Genomic DNA, 20,233 nt, shown 5'->3' on the forward strand with positions numbered 1-20,233 from the left:
TGTCCCATTCTGTGGTAATATAGTTTCAATTTACCAAGCAGGAGGAAATGGTATGGACAACGTTGCATTAGTTAAACCCACAATTGAACTAAAGAAACAGTATCTTGAATTTTATACGGAATGGAAAGAAAGCGGAGAGGTTATGATTCCCTGGGTGATCGAGAAAGATCCATCCGATTTTGAGGCAATGCTGGCATTCATTGAGAATAATTCTAAAGGCGTCAATCTCCCCGAAGGCTGGGTCCCTGATTCCACATATTGGCTTGTTGATTCTGAAAAGAATGTGGTCGGGGCCGTAAATATAAGACACTCCCTGACAAAGAACCTCCTTAATGCAGGCGGACATATCGGATATGGAATCCGTCCATCGGCGAGAAAAAAAGGATATGCTACACAGATATTGGCATTATCTTTAGAAAAAACGAAAGAACTTGGTATTGAAAAGGTATTGGTGGTTTGTGATAAAGGAAATATAGGCTCTGCAAAGACGATTATTAAAAACGGCGGATTGCCTGATAAGGATTTCATAGAAGATGATGGAAATGTCATAAATAGATTTTGGATATACAATACTTGAAAAAAAGGCAGCTGAAAGCCGCCTTTTTTGAGTTATTTCACTTCTAATACAATGGAACCACCATCATTGCCGTCATATTCAACATCAATTCTCCATTGTCCTTCTTGAGGGAAAGTGATGGTCAGGGGAGAACGTTGATCATTCATAGTAACCACGATCGGCTCCAAGCTTTCCCCTTTTTCAGAAACGGGCGAGAGAAGTGCTTCAGTGCCATCCCGGCTGCCGGGAATGTAGATTTCTGTTTCAAAAGGCGCTTCTGCAAATGGAAAGGTTTCATGAAGAATGGCTGCTCCGTTTTTCTCACCGACATAGAGCTGTGAATCGATGGTGAAAATGGGGCTGGTATACCATTGAGCTTTTGACAGGCCGTAATAATGTCCAGAGATAATAGTTAATGAAAGCAGCAATAACGCAATTTGTGTCCACCAGAAATGAGATGTCTTTTTAAAACTGTTCAAAAGCTCTGATTCGGGAGTAAACCACTTGGCTAGTAAGAAGACCAGGTTTATCAGAAGTACGGCAAATCCAATATATAGTAGCATTGTTCCTCCTTATATTCTGACTATTCTAATTTATGTTATGAACAGTATAACATAATTGATGAATAGAAATTGGTAAGGGAGGCAATCATTTACACTGCATTTCTTAAGGATCCCATCACTCGAATCGTGTAGTTTCCTTTGGTATATTATCTGGGGCGCTGGGGACATTTTTTCGGTTGAAATCAAGATCTTCAGAAGAAAAGATCATAATAATCATCTGGCCGCCCACTACTCTCGACCGGATAAGAAGGGGCTGGTTATGCTGGTTTTTAAAAGTGAAATCCGGCCCGTACCAACTGACGGTTGCATCTCTTTTTGGAGGCACATAAGGTACTCTTCGGCTGTGAGAATAACGTTCGAGTATTTTCACACCTGCCCGGTCCACTGCATTAAAAAGGGTAGATGAAACCTGGCATATCCCTCCTCCCACACCTTCCGTCAATTCCCCTTTTACAATGACCGGCGCGGGCATGTATCCTTTTGCAGCAGTTCTTTTCCCTACGACCCTGTTAAAGGAAAACGTTTCTCCAGGGAATACAACATGATTATTAAGTGCTTCCGAAGCAAGTTTGATGTTATGGACCCTTTCTTTATTTCTGCTGTTAAAATAGGTGACATAATGGCTTATTCTTTTCCGCTTGATTTTTTCAAGCAGTTCACTGTCTACTTTCGGATATACAAGCCTAAATGGGATTTCCATGGAGGCCGGTTTATTTTTATAAAATGCTTCATAGAATTCCTTCTTAAACTTTCCCTGATCCACCATTTTCCCATTTTGTTCGCTGACGATGCTGCCGTGTTCATTAAGTGTTGCGTTGATGGGTTTTAGTGATAATTTCTCATTCAATTTCACGAATAACTCGTTAAGCTTTTCTTCATTGATAATAAATTCAGGATAAGGGGTGGTTTCAAATTCTGAACGGTTTACATTGATAACTGTTTTCCCTTCATCCTCCAGTTGCAGCTGTATGGGAGAAGTAGTTTGGATTTGGGCAGCCACTAATAAAGAAAGCAGCAACTTCATGATATATGGCACCTCCTGTTTATTGATTCAACAATTTCAGCAATGGGGTCCCATCAACCCTCCAAGGGGCTGTGGGAGAGGTCTTGACAACCGTGAAGGTTATCTGGGTATTCAATGGCCCGCTGTCTTTAAGAAAAAGCTGAAGATCTGCATTGACTTCTGTGGCAAAGGATTGAGTTTCCTTGCAGGTGTTTGTTTTTGACTGCCACCGGATAGCTTCAATCTTCTCTAGATTTTTCAAGCTTGCTTTTTGGGTCGTAATGGTTTTTCTGACCAGGCTTAAATCTGAATTTTTTATTCCTGCAAGAAATGCATCCACTTTGGGCTTTGGCTGAAGTTCATTTAAAAAGGAATCTAGTTCTCCGCCGGCTTTCAAAACCATTAGATGGTGGGAAAGATCTGGGGAATGGGTCTTATGAGTGGTGCTTCCCTTAAAGTGGATACAGAAATGTCCGGGAAAACCATTTTGCAAAGCCCCTGCACCATGGGGCATTCCATGCATGGAACCGGCTATAAGAAAGGTATCGGAATACACCAAAACTGCTCTTCGTTTCCAACTCCAGCTTCCCCCGTAAATCTCTTTCATGATTTTCGTGTCTTTGTGAGTCAAAGGCTGCACATCGGCATGACTGCTGCCAGCTCGTCTCTGAACAGCAAAGCGTTTCCCCGACTCAACATCAATTACCATAAACGTTGATTTCCGAGGCAGCCGTTCTTCGACTTCATCCCATGGAACCATTTCAATATGGTAATCAAGTACAGGTGGTGTCTTACCCAGGATCTTATGGGTATGCAGTGCTGAAGATAAAGACACTATAAAAAGGATGATGGCTAATTTTTTCACAATGAATCTCAACTCCATATTAAAAGAATTAACCTTATTTTGTACTAATCATTACTAAGCATAACTTCAAATAACTGGAATAACTTTCACGCTTTAAAGCACTAAGGGGGACAGTCCCTCTTAGTGCTTTAAAGGGATAAAGTAAAGAAGTGTGTTTCAATCTCAAATATTTTTAATTTGAGATAATTCACGTTAATATTGTATTAGGACTTTATAATTCAGATTTTTTATATTTTGAGGAGGAGAATCAATGGAATTGAAACCTTTGAAAGGGCAGCACCATGTTTCTGCCATTACAGCGAATGCGAAAGAAAATTATAGATTTTACACAAAGGTATTAGGCATGAGATTGGTAAAGAAAACCGTTAACCAGGATGATACCTCGGTTTATCACTTGTTTTATGCAGATGAAAGAGGAAATCCTGGAACAGATTTAACGTTCTTTGAGATTCCGAATGCAGGGCGGACATACCCTGGCACGAACAGCATCTCCACGACTTCTTTGCGTGTTCCTTCTGATGAAGCCCTTAACTACTGGGTAAAGCGACTGGAAGCCGAAGGAGTCGACCACGATGGTATCTCCACTGAAAGCGGAAGAGCGACCCTTGCCTTCAGGGACTTTGAAGGTCAGCGTTTAATGCTGGTATCGGATGAAAATAACCAGGGAGTGGAAGGCGGAAAGCCTTGGGAAAATAGCCCGGTAGCTGAAGAGTATGCGATCCGTGGGCTGGGTCCGATACATTTAACAGTAGCCAAAAGAGAAAATACAGAAAAAATACTGACAGACTTAATGGGTTACCGAAAAAAAGGGAGTTACTCCACGACTGTTGACGAGAAGCAATTTGAGGTGAACGTTCTAGAAACCGGCGAAGGAGGAACAGGTGCAGAAGTTCATATCATTGAACGTCCCGACCTTCCTATCGAAAGGCCAGGACGTGGAAGCGTACACCATGTCGCTTATCGCGTCGAAAATGAAGAAGAATTGAAGAAATGGGTGAACCTGCTGAAAGAACTGCGAATCCCAAGTTCCGGATTTGTAGAACGATATTATTTCCGTTCATTGTATTTCCGTGAAGCAAATGGAATCCTTTTTGAACTTGCCACTGATGGACCGGGATTTGAAGGGGATGAAGACTTTGAACATCTTGGGGAGAGCCTTGCTCTGCCGCCTTACTTCGAAGACCAGCGGGACCAAATCGAAGCGCGTTTGAAGCCCCTGGAGACAAAGGAATAATGAGGAGGAATTGATCGATGGAACATATTTTTAAACAAGGTAAAGAAGAAAATGGACCGACCCTTCTGTTATTGCATGGTACAGGGGGCAATGAGCGTGATTTACTTCCACTTGCAGAAATGATTGCACCGGATCACTCGATACTGGGCGTGAGAGGAAATGTCTCAGAACATGGGATGCCTCGTTTTTTCAGGAGGCTGGCTGAAGGTGTGTTTGACGAGGAAGACCTTGTGTTCCGCACAAAGGAATTGAAGGAATTTATTGACGAGTGTGCAGATAAATACGGGTTCGACCGCACTAATGTACTGGCTATAGGTTATTCCAATGGTGCCAATATTGCTGCCAGCATGCTGTATCATTATAGCGATGCCATACATGGAGCCATATTGTTTCATGCAATGGTTCCAATCAGAAGTGTGGAAATGGCGGATTTAAATGGAACACCGATATTTATAGGTGCAGGTGAGACCGACCCATTAATCCCTGCCCAGGAAACAAAAGAACTAGCTGCTGATTTAGAAAAATCCGGCGCCAAGGTAACAGAGTTTTGGACAAAAGGCGGCCATCAGCTGACAAGAGATGAAGTTGATCAGGCTGCTGAATGGTTCAAAAAGAATTATAAAAATTAATGAACGAACAGGACACCATAGCGGCTGTCCTGTTTTTTTATATAATAAACCCCTTGAATGATATGCAGTATAATTTAACTGAAAGTTCTAACCTTTTTAGAATTGAGGGAATGTGATAGGATGAATGCAATTTCTCATAAAATTTATATTAGAACTACACAAAACAAATCCGACTTCTGTATTCAGCTATGAATGGCAGCGGTGAGAGCAGGACAGATGAGACCCCAAAGGCGAAGCCGAGGGAGGCTCAACGCCCGCCCCTGGAGCGGAAATCAGTTTTCTCTAATTAATATGCAGTATTTACGGATAAATCTTTCATGAAAAATTTCAAGTACCCGTAACTTTTCCAGCGGCTCAATCGTTTCTTATATAGAGGTACCTAAAGGAGTGATAATCTTTGAAAGCTAAGCTTAGCAGGACCTGTGATGCCGGTAATCAACTATTAGAGATTTATCCTAAATTAAAGTCTTACTGCTGTAATCTGACAAAAAACAAATGGGATGGTGAAGACCTAGCTCAGGAGACTATGCTAAAAGTGCTTAATTCTTATAAAGTATCTGAGCGGAAGTTGGACACAGGGTTATTTTATACAATTGCCCGCAATCACTGGGTGGATATTGTCAGAAAACGGTCCAGGGAAACCATAGTGGACGGCTTCCCGAGTGAAAGTAGTCAAAAGGATTCTTCAGCATTGGAAGTTAGCCATCAGATTGAAAAACTATTGAAAAATTTCACATTGCAGCAGACAGTGATTTTCCTGCTGAAAGATGTATTCCATTACAGCAATAGAGAAATTTCGGACGCTGTATCTTTGACAGAAGGAGCGGTGAAGGCGTCTTTGTTCAGAATGAGAACACGGTTGAAGACCGGAATTCTTGATGGGGAAGTACCGGTATCTTCTGTATGGGTTGACAAATTCGTAAAAGGAATAATAAATGACAGCCCGGCTGACATTATTCAGATACTCACAGACAACCGTAAGACGGGATCTTCTTCTGTATCTTCTGTACATTTCTCTCATTTCTCAAATGGGAAACGATGCTCTTACCAGCAGAATCCTGTCCTTGCTGCTTAATAACAGATTGGAGGAGAACATATGGGAACAGTCCCTTACGTTATAGAGCAGACAAAGGGTGGAGAAAGATCTTATGACATTTATTCAAGGCTGTTAAAAGACAGAATCATCATGATTGGGGAAGAAATCAATGACCATGTTGCCAATAGCGTAGTTGCACAATTATTATTTCTGGCTGCCGAAGACAGTGAGAAAGATATTTCTTTGTATATAAACAGCCCGGGAGGTTCGACTTCAGCAGGGTTTGCTATTTTTGATACAATGCAATACATCAAACCCGATATTTGTACAATATGCACAGGGATGGCTGCGTCTTTCGGTGCCATGCTGCTTCTTGCCGGAACGAAAGGGAAGCGGTTTGCCCTCCCGAACAGTGAAGTCATGATCCACCAGCCGCTCGGCGGAGCAAGGGGACAGGCGACTGACATCGAAATCTCAGCCAAGAGGATTCTGAAGCTGCGGGAGCATATCAATAACATCATTTCCGAACGGACAGGTCAGAGTATTGAGAAGGTGGCCGCAGATACTGACAGGGATTATTTCATGTCAGCCAATGAGGCGCTGGAGTATGGGATTATAGATAAAATCGTCTAACCTGGTAATCTTAGCAGCAGAAACTAATTATTATTTAATGAAAGGGGTTCCTTCCAAGGAGCCCCTTTTTTAAAAGAGTGCGAAGAATGAAAATTTTATATCCATTCACAAGAAAATTATGGTATATTCAGTTTGTTATAGTAAATTATTTCTAATTGGGGTGTTACCATGCATAAGTATCGAAGAAGAAATACTCCGGCTTTTACGTTTTTATCTTATTTTACTTTGTTTGCAGGTGTAGCGCTGTTTTCAATTGGTTTATACAATGAAACCAGCCTGGAGTTGAATGAAAAAGGCTATTACATTGCTGTCATGATCCTTGTAGCCGTGGGCGCTATCCTCACTCAAAAAGTAACACGCGATAATGCAGAGGACAATGAGATTTTGGCTGAACAGCAGCAGAATCGCGCAAACAGCAGCGGAACAGGAACGAATGGGTAAGGTGAATAATCAGTAATTTGGAATGCAAAAGTCACAGAAAAAATCGCGCAGGAGTTCCTCACACTGCGCATTTTTATTTTAGGGGGAATCATGATGAAAGACTCAATAATCTTGGAAAAGAGCAAGATTGCCGACTGGGCTTTATCCCTTAAAAAGATACCTGATGATATCTGGTTCAAGCCTTTTAAAGAAGGGGCATGGGGCACTGCAGAAGTTATTGCCCATTTTATTTTCTGGGATCACTTTGTCATCGATAACCGTTTAAAGCCCTATTTGGAGAATGAAGAGTATCCTGCGGGCGGTGTTGATGTTCAAAAGGTAAATGATGAAGCAGCAAAATATGCCCGGAAAACCGAGAAAGCAGATGTAATTGAGACTTTCATGAATGCAAGGACCGAGCTAATCGGATACATAGGCGCCATGCCGGATGAGGCTTTTTCACAAACCATCAAAGGGAAAACCCTTACATGGAATGAGTATTTTCAAGGTCTGATTGAACATGACAGAAACCATCAGCAGCAGATAGAAGATCATCTCAGGAGCAACCTTCAAGTTGACTTACATGTGAACCTCGAGAATGAAAAGGAGCTCCTGGAAGGAAAGAGCATTTACTTGCGTGACTTCCATGAGAAGGATGCAGTTGAATTACTTCGTTTGCAATTAGAAAACAGACCATTCTTTGAAAAATATTCAATGAGCAGGCCAGCGGATTTTTATACTGAGGAAGCTCAAGAGAAAAGGATCTGGAAATTTACATTGGATAAACAAAATGACGAGGGCTATAATTTTGGAATATTTCATAATGAAACCCATGATCTGTTAGGGACGATCAATCTTTTTCAAGTTCTTCGAGGTTCTTTGCAAAGTGCTTTTATAGGATATTTTCTGGATCGCAAGTTTAACGGCCGGGGCTTTACAACAGAAGCTGTCAAACTGATTGTCAGGTATGGTTTCGATGAACTGAAACTCCATAGAATTGAAGCAGGGGTTATGCCGCATAATTCAGCTTCTATCAGAGTGCTAGAGAAATCGGGTTTTCATAAGGAAGGAATCGCACGGAAGAATGTAAACATCAACGGGAAATGGGAAGATCATCAGGTTCTGGCAATCATCAATCCGGCAGACGAATGAGGTGTGAATCTATTGAGGTGGAAGTATTTACTGGCTGTATTTTTAGGAGCCTGTTCCTACGGAGTATTATCTACCATCGTTAAGTTATCTTATCAGGATGGTCTCAAAACTGCCGAGGTGACAGTCGCCCAGTTCTTTGCAGGGTGGCTGATTTTGGTTTTGTTATTCTTGGGTAAGAGAGGTAAACCGAGACTATCTCTCAGGAAGAAGATTTATCTAATTGCAGGTGGCATTCCTTCGGGGCTGGTCGGTGTATTCTATTACACCTCATTGCAGACAGTTGAAGCCTCCTTCGCTATCATTCTTTTATTTCAGTTTGTATGGATAGGGATTGTCCTGGATAGTATCTTCAGCAAGAGACTGCCCGATAGAAAGACAGTCGTTTCGGTGGCCGTTTTACTGATTGGCACACTGCTGAGCAGTAAAATAACATTTACTAATGCCCTGAATACCGTTGATTGGAAAGGACTTATATTCGGTCTGCTGGCAGCAGCTTCATTTGCTCTGTTCATATTTGCGAACGCCAGGGTGGTACCTGAATTGGGGGCTGTCCAAAGAAGTTTTTATATGGTTTCTGGAAGCTTCTTAATTGTTTTCATTATTTTTATACCCGGATTGGTAAAAGACGGCATAGGGAATCCGTCTGATGTGGTGATGTATGGGGCCATACTTGGATTCTTCGGTGTGTTCATTCCCCCATTTTTATTCGCTTACGGGATGCCACATATAGGCTCGAGCATTGGCAGTATACTGGGGTCAGCTGAATTACCGGTAACCATCATTTTATCGATGCTGGTCCTCAGGGAATATGTTACATGGCTGCAATGGGTTGGGATTCTATTGATACTGCTGGCGATTACAGCTTCAAATGTCTCTTTTAAGCTGAAACTGAATCGAAATCCCCTTAAAGGTTCTTAAGTAAATAGTTTTTTCGGCAGATTCTTAGATTAGGGAAGAAGCACAAGGTTATTAAATGGAATCAGGCAGTGTAGTAGGGTGATTAGAGGAGAAACACCGGGTTATAACTGGAACCAGTCAGTATAGTAAGGTGATTAGCCGGTAAACACCGGGTTAAAACTGGAATCAGCGAGCGAAGTAGGATGATTAAAGGAGAAACACAGGGTTAAAAAACGGAATCAGCTGGTGTAATAGGGTGAATAGGGAAGAAACACTGGATTATAAACAGAGTCAGCTAATGTAGTAGGGTGATTAGAGAAGAAACATCTTTTTATAAAATGAATCCACCCGACAAAAAGGAGAAAACTTACTAAATATAAGCTTTCACCTAGCTAATATCAAAAAGGATTTACTTTAATTTAAACGAAAAAGGGAGTTGAGTTAATGTTTGTACATAAGGTCGACGAAAACATTTCATTGAAGATACCTGAATTGTATGATGCAGTAGAGTTCTTCCAGCTGACAGACTCTTCAAGGGGTTACTTGCGTGAGTGGCTGCCGTGGCTGGATGGCACCAAGACTCCTGAAGATACCAGGGAGTTCCTGAAGTTTGCGTTGAAAAACTATGCAGAACAGAAAAGTTTGACTACCCTGATTCTTTACAAGGACGAGATAGCGGGAACAGCTGGATTCAATAGCATTGATTGGACGAATCAGATAGCACATGTCGGATACTGGCTTGGGCATGGCTTTCAAGGGAAAGGTATCATGACCAAAGTAGTCGAGGCTCTCACTGGATATGCTTTTACAGAATTAAAGTTGAACAAGGTGGAGATCAGAGCGGCTGTGGAAAATCAGAAAAGCAGGAGCATTCCTGAAAGGTTGAATTTTGTAAATGAAGGCAGGATCAGGAATGCAGAAAAGTTGTATGAGCGTTTTGTCGACCATGTAATTTACGGTATGTTGGCAGAAGAATGGAATAAATAGAATAGAGGAATAGAAAATGGATCTTAAAGAAAAATTACAGGAATTCAAGAATAATAACTTTGAAAATAAGGACAATATCGAAGGGGTTCTCGTGAAGATGATGGAGAATATCGGTCACCCCGACCCTGAACTACGAGACCAATTAATATATACCACATTTTACAGATGGATAGAAAAAGATATTTTAACAAAAGATCAGCTGCAATCATTATTAAAAACGTCCATAGACGAAAATCATCTTTTTTATAAAATAGGTGAGAGATTTACAGACTCGGTTTTTACCAGGAGTTTTTCCTCCCTTGCTGCAGCACTTGTGATCAGGAAAGATACAGAAGCCCCAAGCCTGCCAAAGGAGCTGATATCAGAAGGGATCAAGAGCTCGATCAGGTATCTCGTTGAAGAGCGGGACACTCGGGGGTATGTCCAGGGAAAAGGCTGGGCACATAGTATTGCTCATGGGGCGGACCTTTTGGCTGCCTCCATCAATCATCCTGCTTTCGAAAAAAATCTGATTCCTGCTTGTCTTGAAGCGATTGAAGCCTGTTATGAAAAAGAAGCGGTCTACATGGATGACGAAGATGAAAGGTTGATTTTTGCTGTTGAGGCACTTTTAAAGAATGGGTTATCAAAACAGGAGCTGATGACGTGGCTTGAAAACATGAACCGGAATCTGAAAACTTCCTATGAAGATTCAGGTTTTTCTGTACCGTTTTTCAGAAGGAAGAAGAACTTCCTTGATTTTTTGAAGTCCCTGTTTTTCAGGGTTGGCTGCCTGGACGGTTACAAGGACGTTCAAGAAGAAATCAGCTCTATATTGGAAAAGTGGCATCATACACTCTATACACCGTGAGAGGCTAAATTAAGGTTTTAATGAGTTCCGTTAAAGGGAATAATATTCTATGAAGTATTCCAAAGAGAGGAGAAAGATGATGAGTGAGATCCAAAAAGGCTCAAACAAGTTTTACTTGGGACAGAGCGAAAATGAACCGGAAGCTGAAATCGTGTATTCCAGTGACGGGGACGCCATCGTCATTGAGCATACTTTTGTGTCAGAAAAATTGAGAGGCCAGGGGATAGGTGAAAAGTTAGTAGACCAAGCCGTCCAATATGCAGAAGAAAACAACTTAAAGATAGATTCCCAATGCCCTTATGCTAAAAGCATTTTGGAGAAAAAAGAGAATTAACAGCTTATCCTGAGCTAAACGGAGAGAACCCTTCCTGAAAGGTTCTCTCTTTTTATATGAGACAGCATTTTTAAGCAGTAATCAAGACCCTGGTGCCGATGGGGATTGTCCGGGCAAGTTCTTCAACGTCCCGGTTATACATACGGATACATCCTTTTGAAACCGCCTTTCCGATGGAAGATGGATTGTTGGTGCCATGGATGCCATAGGATTTTTTCGAAAGCGACATCCACATGGTTCCAAAAGGCCCTCCAGGATTGGGAGCTTTATTAATGATAACGAATTCCCCGGCTGGTGTCGCAGTTAACATTTTTCCTACAGCAATTGGATAGATCTTTACAATAGTTCCATTCTTCCTCAGGGTCAGCTTTCTCTGCCCTTTGGAAACATGGATAGAGTAGGGGATTTGGTTTGGATCAGGAAGGCCTGGTATGGTGATTTTTTGACCAACAAAAATCATATTCGGATTTGTAATGTTGTTTTTCTTTATTAGGGCTGGGAATGAAACCCGGTAGTCTTCCGAAATCGACCACAATGTTTCACCCGGCTTTACCGCATGCTGATACATGGCAAACCTCCTTGGTGTGTTTATTCTACAATATGTCAGGACATTAAAAACTGTGGCATTGTTACCTTGAAAAAGAAGAATATATTATTTAAAAATTATTTTTTTAGACTAAAAATCCTGGTTTTATTAATTGCTAAAGTACTAAATTGTTATTCTGGCCTTGTAAATGTTTTCAAAATATTTCGGGAAATGATAGACTGATAGAGACTACAACTCAGGGGGGACGTTATGGATAAGAATCAAAGAGAAGAAGTAATTGATGAAGCAATTGGAGAAAAGTCCATCGAACGGCTGGAATTCAGGGGCGGGGTCTTTGCCGCTACGATACCTCTGGTGTTCTTTATCATCTGGGCCATTTCATTAAGTGTTGCCGAACTGGTTACAGAGGAGGCGCTCGTACTCGGGATGGTCATAGGAATTGCCATTGGATTATTCTTCTGTAAATCAAAATGGTCTGATTATGCTCAAAGTTTATTTTCAGGTATGGCACAGCCTATAGGGGTTATAGCTGTTATTGCCTGGTTTTGGGCAGGAATGTTCGCTAAATTGCTTTCCGCAGGCGGGCTTGTAGACGGATTGATTTGGTTTGGGTTTCAAACAAATCTGGAAGGCGGGCTTTTCGTTGGCTTGACTTTCTTACTTGCCGCTTTATTTTCTACCGCGGTTGGAACAGGTTATGGTACGGTTGCGACTTTCGGTATTCTAATGTATCCAGCAGGGATTATCTTAGGTGCTGATCCTGTTGTGTTACTTGCAGCGATATTAAGTGGAGCTGTATTCGGGGACAACCTTGCACCTGTTTCAGATACGACAATCGTATCTGCAACGACACAGGACGCAGACGTACCGGGAGTTGTACGTTCAAGGTTTAAGTATTCCATCACAGCAGCCATTCCGGCATTAATTTTATTTGTTCTGTTAGGCGGAGGCGGAGAAACGGGCAGCACAGCAGCCATGGCTCAGCTGCAAGAGCAGGTATCGCCAAACGGGCTCCTTTTATTGATTCCATTTGCGTTGGTCTTATATTTGGCGTTGTCAGGGCACCATCTGCTCACATCCCTTACTTGGGGGATTGTTGCCTCCATCGCATTCATTTTTATATCGGGAACACCTTTTACAGAAGTTATCCATATTTACAAGAATGACTCTGGAACTGCAGTGGTTGAAGGTGCTTTGATGAGCGGGATCGGCGGTTACTTTAATATGGCCATTTTAATTCTATTTATTTTAGCGGCGGCCCATCTGATGGAAGTTGCAGGCACTATGGAAGTCATCAAGAACTTCTTCCTGAAACTGATTAACAATGTGGTACGCAGGGCTGAACTTTCCATCTTTGGGATTGTCGCGTTTTTAAACATTTTTATTACCATCAATACGGCAGCGGAGATTGCTGCTGCACCATTTGTCCGAAAAATCGGTAAGGAAATGAATATCCATCCGTACCGCAGAGCAAACTTCCTTGATACAGTTTCCTCTTCACTTGGATATATTTTTCCTTGGAGCGGTGGTGTATTGCTCGCCTGGGCTACGATTAAAGGGGCAGCAGACGAGTATGATTTTCTGCCGATTGTCAGTCCGACCGAGGTTTTCCCATTTGTATTCCAAGGCTGGGGATTGTTGATCGTAATGCTGATCGCAGCACTGACCGGATGGGGACTTCGTTACAGTGGAAAAAATGGAGAAGAAGTTAAACCTAAGGACTACAAATAAACATGAAAAGAGGTGCCGGTTATTGCCGGCACCTCTTTTTATTCATGGGGAGTTTCATAGATTGAAAAGTAGAATTATCTAAGACAGTATCTGCAAGAGGACGAACCAGTAAAACTGAAAAGGGCAACTACAGTCTTTTATAAGTGATCAAGAGGACTTTAAAGAAGGAGAGCCGGAATTAAATTCCTATAAAAGTATTCCAAAGGACTTTTAAAAAAGAGTAAAGAAATTAGAGTCCTTTAAAAGTGTTTTAGAGGACTCTAAAGAAGGAGAGCCGGAATTAAATTCCTATAAAAGTATTCCAAAGGACTTTAAAAAAGGAGTAAAGAAATTAAAGTCCTTTAAAAGTGTTTTAGAGGACTTTAAAGAAGTAGAACCAGAATTAAAGTCCTATAAGAGTATTTCAAAGGACTTTAAAAAAGAAGCAAAGAAATTAAAGTCCTTTAAAAGTGTCCCGAGGAGACTCGGCTCATTTAAAGTTAAACAAAAATCCTTCAGCTTCTAATGCTAAAGGATTTTTTGACTCTCTTGTAAAGTACTAAACAAACAAAAAGTAAGATGTAAACAGGATGCAGAGTGCATACATGATAGGATGTACTTCTTTAAAACGTTTCTGAGAGATAAGGGCTAATGGATACAGGATAAATCCCAGAGCGATACCTGTTGCAATGCTGAATGTCAAAGGCATCATCAGGATCGTAATGAATGAAGGGATGACAATCTCCATTCTGCTCCAGTTGATTTTGCCCATTTCCGTAGCCATCAATGAACCGACAATGATCAGGGCTGGTGCTGTTACTTCAGGCGTAATCACTCCGAGAATCGGTGAGAAGAATAAGGCAATAAAGAAACATGCAGAAATGACAATCGAAGTAAACCCTGTCCGTCCTCCTACAGCAATCCCTGCTGACGATTCAACAAATGACGCTGTTGTTGATGTCCCCAAGACGGCTCCCACTACACCTGATGCAGAGTCTGCAAGCAAAGCTCGTCCGGCATTCGGAATTTTATTATCTTTCATTAAACCAGCTTGGCTGGCCACTGCAATCAAGGCACCTGCTGTATCGAAGAAAGCAACGAACAGGAAGGTGAAAATAACAGTCAGTACTTGAGGAGTAAAAATATCTCCCAAGTGATGGAATACAACACCGAAAGTAGGTTCAAGACTCGGCACTTTTCCGACAATGGTTTCCGGGATGCTGATCAATCCAACGATCATGCCGATGATTGTGGTAATGACCATCCCAATGAAGATCGCACCATGAATTCCACGGACGAGCATCAGAACTGTAATGACAAAACCGATGACCGCCAATCCGGTCAATGGAGAAGCGAGTTTTCCGATGGATACGAAGGTATCAGGGTTGGAAACGATGATTCCTGCGTTTTTCAAACCGATAAACGCGATAAAAAAACCAATTCCCGCAGCAATGGCATGCTTTAAGTCCTGTGGTATGACATTAATGATCTTTTCACGGATCTTCAGCAAGCTTAAAATCATAAAAATGATCCCTGCTGCAAAAACTCCGGTCAATGCTACTTCCCAATCAATCCCCATACCGATACAAACAGAAAATGTAAAGAATGAATTCAATCCCATACTTGGTGCTATTCCGATTGGATAATTTGCAAGGATGCCGATAAGAAGTGTTCCGACGATAGCCGAAAGTGCGGTAGCAGTGAACAAAGCTCCCTTGTCCATTCCTGACTGACTCAGGATAATTGGATTTACGACAAGGATATAGGCCATTGATAAGAACGTTGTGATACCGGCAAGTGTTTCTTTTTTATAAGTTGTATCACGTTCTTCAAATTGAAAAAACTTCCTCATGATGATTTACCTCCTGTTGGTTGGATATAAGAAAAAAAAAAAAAGCCCTGGCGGTTCAGCCGCCAGAGCTTAATCTATAAGAATAGAAATAATCAAAGAACAATCATCACTATCCCTGTAGACAAGCTATTTATGGTAGCTGGTAGAAACGTTCAAGCCATATTCTTGAACTTATACAAGGTTTTAATTATTTAAATATAATAGTAGACATCTTATCAGCAGAAAAACGAAGCGTCAATAGAGAAATGAATTGTCTTGCTATTTGAATTATTCCTCCAATATCTTTAAAGCCTGTTCTCCCGTAGTGGAAATTGGTGGGGTTTAAACGAAAGAGATCGGGGAATTTTAAAGAAGTACAAAGTGCTATTCTTGCCAAAAAGCAGTTTTATCATGAATAATATTGAGAGAGCCTAAATAGACTATCAGTAGAAATAAATAGAGAATAAAGCTCACCATTTTACTTGGTGAGCTTTTTAGCAAACATAAGTTATCAAAGGAATACAAAGACTTCAATACTTTAAAGCGTAAAAAGGGACAGTCCCTCTTAGTGCTTTAAAGCGGGAAAGGGAGGCTTTTTGTGAGGGAAGTTCTAAATTTTAACCGGGAAGGATATCCGTTTGTGATGTATTCACCTTCCCACCTTCTGGCCATAGCAGCTTCGGTCCTATTAATTATCATTTTCTATCTTGCAAGAAACAAAATAAAAAACAGGGTGGAAAACCTTGTAAGGTACATCCTTATTGGACTGCTGATATTCGGTGAGGTTTCCTTTCAGTATTGGTACTATATTAATGAAAAGTGGGATCTGACTATCAATCTGCCTTTTCAGTTGTGTTCGCTATCGTTATATTTATGTACCATCATGCTGCTGACCAGAAGTTATAGGATTTTTGAAATAAGTTTCTTTGTCAGCATGACGGGGGCATTTATAGCTATCCTTACACCTGAACTATTTTTCGGCTTCCCTCACTTTCGATTTTTCCAATTTTTTATTGCCCATATCGCAATTGTTTTATCCTGTTTGTACATGGTATGGATTGAAGGATATAGGGCGGAATATACTTCGGTCCTTAAGTCACTGGCAGCCTTGAACATTATTGCCTTTTTGGTTTTTTTAGTGAATATTGCTTTAGGTGCAAACTACATGTTTTTGCTTCACAAGCCTGTCAACGCAAGTCCAATTGACTTCCTTGGCCCTTACCCATGGTATATCTTTTCATTGGAAGCAGTGGCATTCCTATTATTTTCTCTCTTATATCTACCTTTTTATTATTCAAGGAAAAAGAATGTATCAAGGCAGTACTAAAAGACTATTCAGCGAAATAGTATATAAGGGATTCGCTTGAAAACCTAACTACTGATAAAGGGGAAATGGAAACCATGCCGAAAGTTATTGTGATGTATGAACAGCCGAAAGACAAGGAAGGGTTTGAAAATTATTATTATAATCAGCATACGAAGCTGGTTGATAAAGTGCCTCATGTTCAATCAGCAGAGGTGCAAAAGGTGCTTAACACTCAGAATACCGATCTTCAATTATATATTGTGACAGAAATCGTTTTCGAAGATTTGGAAGGAATGAAAGCCGCCTTCAAATCTCCTGAATGGCAGGAAGTTACCAATGATGTACCAAACTTAATGCCTTTCCTGGAAAAACCTCCTATTATTGCAGTGGTTGAATAAAGGTTCATCTCATTTTTCTTTTTGAAAAATGAGATTTTTTATTTCGTGAAAAGTCAGATAAAACTAGTATAATGAAAGAAAAGGAAAATGGGGGTTCGAAAATGAAAAAATGGCAGGGTGCTGCGGCAATATGTGTAAATGAAAATCAGGAGATCCTAGTCGTCAGGGGTATAGATTCGGATATTTGGAGTGTACCCTCGGGCGGTATTGAGCTGGGAGAATCACCTGAAGAGTGCTGCGTTCGGGAAGTGAAAGAAGAAACCGGGTGTGAAGTAAGAATTAAAGAGAAACTGCAAATAAAACAAACCATGATTAAGGGAATCGAAGTGACCACCCACTATTTTGCGGTAGAAAGAACAGGCGGGGAATTAGCAGTGAACGATCCTGATCAGAACATTGCAGAAGCCTGCTGGAAATCCATTCAGGAGTATGAGGGCCTTACACAGATGTATCCAGAGGATCTTCCCCTGATAAAAAAGATTATCACCACTCCAATTCAGATTACATAATTCTTCCGGGAAGCCAATGTGACAGGCTTCCCTTTATTTATGCTCTTCATGTTATTCAACTGCCAGGCAAAAAACCAATATAAATTTTCTTCAGGAAATTGAAACCAATTTAAATACTGATACGACTAATGTGTAAGTTAAAGGGGGGAAAGGGTTTGGAAGAAACAAATTTACATGAGATATATGAATCATATTTCCATGACGTCTATCACTATCTGCTGTATTTCACCAACAGCCAGTCAGATGCCGAAGATCTGACGCAGGATACTTTCATTAAAGTCTTTAAGAATTATGAACGGTTTGAGGAAAGGTCATCGGTCAAAACGTGGATTTTATCCATAGCCAGACGAACAGCTGTAGACCATTATCGTAAAAGAAAGATAATCTCCATTTTGCCGGACGTCATCGCTCAATGGGGGAAAAGCAGTGAGGGCAATCCTGATATTGAGATGGACCATACAGATGACTGGGAAACCCTGCAAAGGGCATTGTCTACTTTAAAGCCGGACTACCGCAATGTTGTGATCCTGAGAGGACTGAAAGAGTTTTCCGTTAAAGAGACGGCGGAAATCCTGAATTGGAAGGAATCGAAAGTGAAAGTGGATTTTCACCGTGCGATAAAAATGATGAAAAAGCAGTTAACTAAATCCAGTGAAGGAGTGGTGATTTTCAATGAACAAAAGAGAGGTTGATCAATTTCTCGAGCCTTTAAAAAACAGGCCTGACCTGAATCCCCGTACAGAATATAAACAGGAACTGCGAAATAAACTTTCTGGGCGGCAGGTGGAGAACAACAAAAGGAAGCTGGCCCATTGGGTGCCTAACCTGGTTGCTGCTGCATTGCTTATTGTCGGTGTGGTTGTTGGAGCAGAGCTGATCACATCTGATAATTCAACTGAAAGAGTTACACCAGGCGAGGATCTGCAGCCAGCCGTTATAGACACCGACATCACGGATATCAGTGAGGAGGAAGCCAGGGAATTGATTGGCACAGCGTTTGCTCAATATTCCATAGTGGTCAATGGAGGCGGTCCTGAAATAGGAGAATCATTTAAACAGGACGGTATGGAGTACAGGTTCATGGGGGAGGACTTCCTGACAGAAGAGACCGTCCTTTCTTATCTAAAAGAGAAATATACGGAAGATTCAGCAACGAAAATAGTTGAAGAAATTCCTTTTATCGTAAAGGATGAAAAACTGGCCCAGCCAAATAAGTTCATCACTGGGAACTTGCAATGGGCTGACGGAGAAATTCAGCAGTTAAGGGAAGACGGCAAGAAAACCCGCCTTGTAAAATATAAAGTCCCGGTAGAGAATATGGATCGATATCAATCATTTAATTTAATCCTGCAATATGAAAACGGATGGAAACTAGATGGGAAATTGCCTTTCTCTTATGGAGATAACACTGAAACCACTGCCAAGGCAGACCCGCCTGTAAAAGAATTTACATTAACGGACACTGAAGAAGCCGTCTATGAAAAGTTCGCTTCCGATTTTGATGAAGAGCACCTTAGAGGCTTAGAGCCGATCAGCATCGCTAAACTTTATGTTTTTGCGGAACTGGAAAACAACCAGGATGTGGTATATGCATTATACACGGACAAGGAAGGGTATGTTCAGTGGACAAAGGAAGAACATTTAGAAATGTCTGGTACGGAAGAGCACTCAAAAGAAAAAACCCTTGAAGTCTTTAATGGGCTGCAGGATGGGAATTTCATAGAAAAAGAAGAAAACAGGGGATACATCGAATTTTATAATGCTAACGGCATGGTGGGTTTTCAAGTAGTAAAAGACGAAGATGGCATCTGGAATGTCAGCTATATGCCAATCCAATAATTTTTTTCGACCGGCCACCTGGAGACCGGTCTATTTTTATTGTTATTAAGGGTGGTTGTGCTTCCATAAATAAAACTCTAAACAAAAGAAAAATATGGTAAACTATATAAAGAATTCTGAAATATTCGATACTGAATGATGGAGTGGGAGACGTGAATGAAAGAAAAGAGTTTTTAAGATTAATTGAAAATGCCAATCACACCTTTTCCGGGTGGGATTTTTCGTTTATTTCCGGAACTGGCAGAATGGCGTCTGGTCCTCTTGACTGGTCTTATGGCACACAAGCTTTGAGGCTTATGCAAAACGCTCAATCTTTGTTGGATATGGGGACCGGAGGCGGTGAGTTTCTATCAATGCTCAGACCTTTTCCGCCGGTAATATTCGCCACCGAGGCTTATGAACCGAATATCCCCCTTGCAAAAGCAAAGCTTGAACCTATGGGAGTGAAGGTTATGGGAATTGAAGAGGATAATGACCTTCCTTTTGAAAATGGTCAGTTCGATACCATTATCAATAAACATGAAGCCTACTCAGTAAGTGAAATTCAGCGGATACTCCAACCAGGTGGAGTTTTCCTGACCCAGCAGGTGGGCGGCAAGGATTGCCTGGAAATCAATGAAGCGCTTGGTGCGGATATCGAAGGAGAGTACGACCATTGGACTCTGGATTACGCAGTTAAGGAACTGAAAGAAGCTGGGCTCCATATCATAAATTCCGGTGAGCAATATCCAGTACAAAGATTCTATGACATTGGGGCGTTAGTTTATTATTTAACCGCCATCCCATGGCAGGTAGAAGGTTTTTCTGCAGAAAAGTATCTTGATGAATTATTTTATATTCATAAACAAATAGAGGAAAAAGGCTATTATGAAGTAAAACAGCACAGATTCTTCATAAGAGCAGTAAATAAATGATGAATTCTTTGGCAGTTTTT

Annotated in this window: 23 protein-coding genes, 1 pseudogene and 1 riboswitch; of the genes and pseudogenes, 19 read left to right on the top strand and 5 right to left on the bottom strand. The window is 41.1% G+C overall.

Annotation, left to right across the window (positions count from 1 at the left end):
* The first annotated feature begins 52 nt into the window (after positions 1 to 52).
* Positions 53 to 577, top strand: coding sequence for a GNAT family N-acetyltransferase (locus tag ACOJQI_RS08755; RefSeq protein WP_421384843.1), 525 nt, complete (start codon positions 53 to 55; stop codon positions 575 to 577).
* 32 nt (positions 578 to 609) lie between these two features.
* Here the strand turns inward: ACOJQI_RS08755 and ACOJQI_RS08760 are convergent, their stop codons facing one another.
* The 3 genes from ACOJQI_RS08760 to ACOJQI_RS08770 all read right to left on the bottom strand — a co-directional run bounded on the left by ACOJQI_RS08760 (position 610) and on the right by ACOJQI_RS08770 (position 2,987).
* Positions 610 to 1,119 carry a hypothetical protein gene (locus tag ACOJQI_RS08760; RefSeq protein ID WP_421384844.1) on the bottom strand — a complete coding sequence of 170 codons (510 nt, stop codon included), beginning with the start codon at positions 1,117 to 1,119 and terminating at the stop codon, positions 610 to 612.
* Positions 1,120 to 1,234: 115 nt separating this feature from the next.
* Positions 1,235 to 2,143 (bottom strand): VanW family protein, encoded by a 909-nt coding sequence (locus ACOJQI_RS08765; protein ID WP_421384845.1) that lies wholly within the window; start codon positions 2,141 to 2,143, stop codon positions 1,235 to 1,237.
* Between the two features lie 19 nt (positions 2,144 to 2,162).
* Positions 2,163 to 2,987: a hypothetical protein gene (locus tag ACOJQI_RS08770; protein ID WP_421384846.1), complete on the bottom strand. Its 825-nt coding sequence runs from the start codon at positions 2,985 to 2,987 to the stop codon at positions 2,163 to 2,165.
* 250 nt (positions 2,988 to 3,237) lie between these two features.
* Here ACOJQI_RS08770 and ACOJQI_RS08775 point away from each other — a divergent pair, with 250 nt between their 5' ends.
* The 11 genes and pseudogenes from ACOJQI_RS08775 (at position 3,238) to ACOJQI_RS08825 (ending at position 11,159) form a co-directional block, all read left to right on the top strand.
* Positions 3,238 to 4,221, top strand: a complete 984-nt coding sequence (locus ACOJQI_RS08775) for a ring-cleaving dioxygenase (protein ID WP_421384847.1) — start codon at positions 3,238 to 3,240, stop codon at positions 4,219 to 4,221.
* Positions 4,222 to 4,238: 17 nt separating this feature from the next.
* A complete protein-coding gene (locus ACOJQI_RS08780) occupies positions 4,239 to 4,850 on the top strand; it encodes an alpha/beta hydrolase (protein WP_421384848.1) in 612 nt (203 codons plus the stop codon).
* A 397-nt stretch (positions 4,851 to 5,247) separates the two neighbouring features.
* The gene (locus ACOJQI_RS08785) at positions 5,248 to 5,925 is read left to right on the top strand and encodes a sigma-70 family RNA polymerase sigma factor (protein WP_421384849.1); all 678 of its coding nucleotides are present in this window, start codon (positions 5,248 to 5,250) and stop codon (positions 5,923 to 5,925) included.
* A 21-nt stretch (positions 5,926 to 5,946) separates the two neighbouring features.
* Positions 5,947 to 6,519: an ATP-dependent Clp endopeptidase proteolytic subunit ClpP gene (gene clpP, locus ACOJQI_RS08790; RefSeq protein ID WP_421384850.1), complete on the top strand. Its 573-nt coding sequence runs from the start codon at positions 5,947 to 5,949 to the stop codon at positions 6,517 to 6,519.
* A 168-nt stretch (positions 6,520 to 6,687) separates the two neighbouring features.
* Positions 6,688 to 6,960, top strand: coding sequence for a YiaA/YiaB family inner membrane protein (locus ACOJQI_RS08795; RefSeq protein WP_421384851.1), 273 nt, complete (start codon positions 6,688 to 6,690; stop codon positions 6,958 to 6,960).
* 93 nt (positions 6,961 to 7,053) lie between these two features.
* Positions 7,054 to 7,473 (top strand): annotated as a pseudogene (locus ACOJQI_RS08800) (DinB family protein); the annotation flags it as partial.
* 51 nt (positions 7,474 to 7,524) lie between these two features.
* Complete coding sequence (locus ACOJQI_RS08805) at positions 7,525 to 8,091, top strand: GNAT family N-acetyltransferase (RefSeq protein ID WP_421385433.1); 567 nt, start codon at positions 7,525 to 7,527, stop codon at positions 8,089 to 8,091.
* Positions 8,092 to 8,103: 12 nt separating this feature from the next.
* Positions 8,104 to 9,009 (top strand): EamA family transporter, encoded by a 906-nt coding sequence (locus tag ACOJQI_RS08810; RefSeq protein ID WP_421384852.1) that lies wholly within the window; start codon positions 8,104 to 8,106, stop codon positions 9,007 to 9,009.
* Positions 9,010 to 9,432: 423 nt separating this feature from the next.
* Positions 9,433 to 9,975, top strand: coding sequence for a GNAT family N-acetyltransferase (locus ACOJQI_RS08815; protein WP_421384853.1), 543 nt, complete (start codon positions 9,433 to 9,435; stop codon positions 9,973 to 9,975).
* Between the two features lie 16 nt (positions 9,976 to 9,991).
* Positions 9,992 to 10,825, top strand: a complete 834-nt coding sequence (locus ACOJQI_RS08820) for a DUF2785 domain-containing protein (RefSeq protein WP_421384854.1) — start codon at positions 9,992 to 9,994, stop codon at positions 10,823 to 10,825.
* 76 nt (positions 10,826 to 10,901) lie between these two features.
* A complete protein-coding gene (locus tag ACOJQI_RS08825; RefSeq protein ID WP_421384855.1) occupies positions 10,902 to 11,159 on the top strand; it encodes a GNAT family N-acetyltransferase in 258 nt (85 codons plus the stop codon).
* Between the two features lie 70 nt (positions 11,160 to 11,229).
* Here ACOJQI_RS08825 and ACOJQI_RS08830 read toward each other — a convergent pair whose 3' ends face one another.
* Positions 11,230 to 11,727 carry a L,D-transpeptidase family protein gene (locus ACOJQI_RS08830; RefSeq protein ID WP_421384856.1) on the bottom strand — a complete coding sequence of 166 codons (498 nt, stop codon included), beginning with the start codon at positions 11,725 to 11,727 and terminating at the stop codon, positions 11,230 to 11,232.
* Positions 11,728 to 11,955: 228 nt separating this feature from the next.
* On the opposite strand from ACOJQI_RS08830, the gene ACOJQI_RS08835 reads away from it, so the two are divergent.
* On the top strand, positions 11,956 to 13,437 hold the full coding sequence (locus ACOJQI_RS08835) for a Na+/H+ antiporter NhaC family protein (protein WP_421384857.1): 1,482 nt from the start codon (positions 11,956 to 11,958) through the stop codon (positions 13,435 to 13,437).
* 538 nt (positions 13,438 to 13,975) lie between these two features.
* Here ACOJQI_RS08835 and ACOJQI_RS08840 read toward each other — a convergent pair.
* A complete protein-coding gene (locus tag ACOJQI_RS08840; RefSeq protein WP_421384858.1) occupies positions 13,976 to 15,268 on the bottom strand; it encodes an NCS2 family permease in 1,293 nt (430 codons plus the stop codon).
* Between the two features lie 98 nt (positions 15,269 to 15,366).
* Positions 15,367 to 15,467: riboswitch (purine riboswitch) on the bottom strand.
* Between the two features lie 378 nt (positions 15,468 to 15,845).
* Between ACOJQI_RS08840 and ACOJQI_RS08845 the strand changes: the two genes are divergently transcribed.
* The 6 genes from ACOJQI_RS08845 (at position 15,846) to ACOJQI_RS08870 (ending at position 20,213) form a co-directional block, all read left to right on the top strand.
* Positions 15,846 to 16,574: a TIGR02206 family membrane protein gene (locus tag ACOJQI_RS08845; protein ID WP_421384859.1), complete on the top strand. Its 729-nt coding sequence runs from the start codon at positions 15,846 to 15,848 to the stop codon at positions 16,572 to 16,574.
* Positions 16,575 to 16,648: 74 nt separating this feature from the next.
* On the top strand, positions 16,649 to 16,951 hold the full coding sequence (locus tag ACOJQI_RS08850; protein ID WP_421384860.1) for an EthD family reductase: 303 nt from the start codon (positions 16,649 to 16,651) through the stop codon (positions 16,949 to 16,951).
* Between the two features lie 101 nt (positions 16,952 to 17,052).
* Positions 17,053 to 17,460 (top strand): NUDIX hydrolase, encoded by a 408-nt coding sequence (locus ACOJQI_RS08855; RefSeq protein WP_421384861.1) that lies wholly within the window; start codon positions 17,053 to 17,055, stop codon positions 17,458 to 17,460.
* A 155-nt stretch (positions 17,461 to 17,615) separates the two neighbouring features.
* Positions 17,616 to 18,152, top strand: coding sequence for an RNA polymerase sigma factor (locus tag ACOJQI_RS08860; protein ID WP_421384862.1), 537 nt, complete (start codon positions 17,616 to 17,618; stop codon positions 18,150 to 18,152).
* Positions 18,133 to 19,299: a DL-endopeptidase inhibitor IseA family protein gene (locus tag ACOJQI_RS08865; RefSeq protein WP_421384863.1), complete on the top strand. Its 1,167-nt coding sequence runs from the start codon at positions 18,133 to 18,135 to the stop codon at positions 19,297 to 19,299. Before ACOJQI_RS08860 ends, ACOJQI_RS08865 begins: the two co-directional genes overlap by 20 nt.
* A gap of 152 nt (positions 19,300 to 19,451) precedes the next feature.
* Positions 19,452 to 20,213 carry a class I SAM-dependent methyltransferase gene (locus ACOJQI_RS08870; protein WP_421384864.1) on the top strand — a complete coding sequence of 254 codons (762 nt, stop codon included), beginning with the start codon at positions 19,452 to 19,454 and terminating at the stop codon, positions 20,211 to 20,213.
* The last annotated feature ends 20 nt before the right edge of the window (positions 20,214 to 20,233 follow it).

This window comes from Bacillus salacetis, assembly GCF_049177075.1.
Lineage (GTDB): Bacteria > Bacillota > Bacilli > Bacillales > Bacillaceae_B > Rossellomorea > Rossellomorea salacetis_A.

Bases quoted from the DNA above. Each gene is read 5' to 3' on its own strand.
- ACOJQI_RS08755 (WP_421384843.1), top strand. From the start codon at position 53: ATGGACAACGTTGCATTAGTTAAACCCACAATTGAACTAAAGAAACAG.
- ACOJQI_RS08760 (WP_421384844.1), bottom strand. From the start codon at position 1,119: ATGCTACTATATATTGGATTTGCCGTACTTCTGATAAACCTGGTCTTC.
- ACOJQI_RS08765 (WP_421384845.1), bottom strand. From the start codon at position 2,143: ATGAAGTTGCTGCTTTCTTTATTAGTGGCTGCCCAAATCCAAACTACT.
- ACOJQI_RS08775 (WP_421384847.1), top strand. From the start codon at position 3,238: ATGGAATTGAAACCTTTGAAAGGGCAGCACCATGTTTCTGCCATTACA.
- ACOJQI_RS08780 (WP_421384848.1), top strand. From the start codon at position 4,239: ATGGAACATATTTTTAAACAAGGTAAAGAAGAAAATGGACCGACCCTT.
- clpP (WP_421384850.1), top strand. From the start codon at position 5,947: ATGGGAACAGTCCCTTACGTTATAGAGCAGACAAAGGGTGGAGAAAGA.
- ACOJQI_RS08795 (WP_421384851.1), top strand. From the start codon at position 6,688: ATGCATAAGTATCGAAGAAGAAATACTCCGGCTTTTACGTTTTTATCT.
- ACOJQI_RS08815 (WP_421384853.1), top strand. From the start codon at position 9,433: ATGTTTGTACATAAGGTCGACGAAAACATTTCATTGAAGATACCTGAA.
- ACOJQI_RS08820 (WP_421384854.1), top strand. From the start codon at position 9,992: ATGGATCTTAAAGAAAAATTACAGGAATTCAAGAATAATAACTTTGAA.
- ACOJQI_RS08825 (WP_421384855.1), top strand. From the start codon at position 10,902: ATGATGAGTGAGATCCAAAAAGGCTCAAACAAGTTTTACTTGGGACAG.
- ACOJQI_RS08830 (WP_421384856.1), bottom strand. From the start codon at position 11,727: ATGTATCAGCATGCGGTAAAGCCGGGTGAAACATTGTGGTCGATTTCG.
- ACOJQI_RS08835 (WP_421384857.1), top strand. From the start codon at position 11,956: ATGGATAAGAATCAAAGAGAAGAAGTAATTGATGAAGCAATTGGAGAA.
- ACOJQI_RS08840 (WP_421384858.1), bottom strand. From the start codon at position 15,268: ATGAGGAAGTTTTTTCAATTTGAAGAACGTGATACAACTTATAAAAAA.
- ACOJQI_RS08850 (WP_421384860.1), top strand. From the start codon at position 16,649: ATGCCGAAAGTTATTGTGATGTATGAACAGCCGAAAGACAAGGAAGGG.
- ACOJQI_RS08855 (WP_421384861.1), top strand. From the start codon at position 17,053: ATGAAAAAATGGCAGGGTGCTGCGGCAATATGTGTAAATGAAAATCAG.
- ACOJQI_RS08865 (WP_421384863.1), top strand. From the start codon at position 18,133: ATGAACAAAAGAGAGGTTGATCAATTTCTCGAGCCTTTAAAAAACAGG.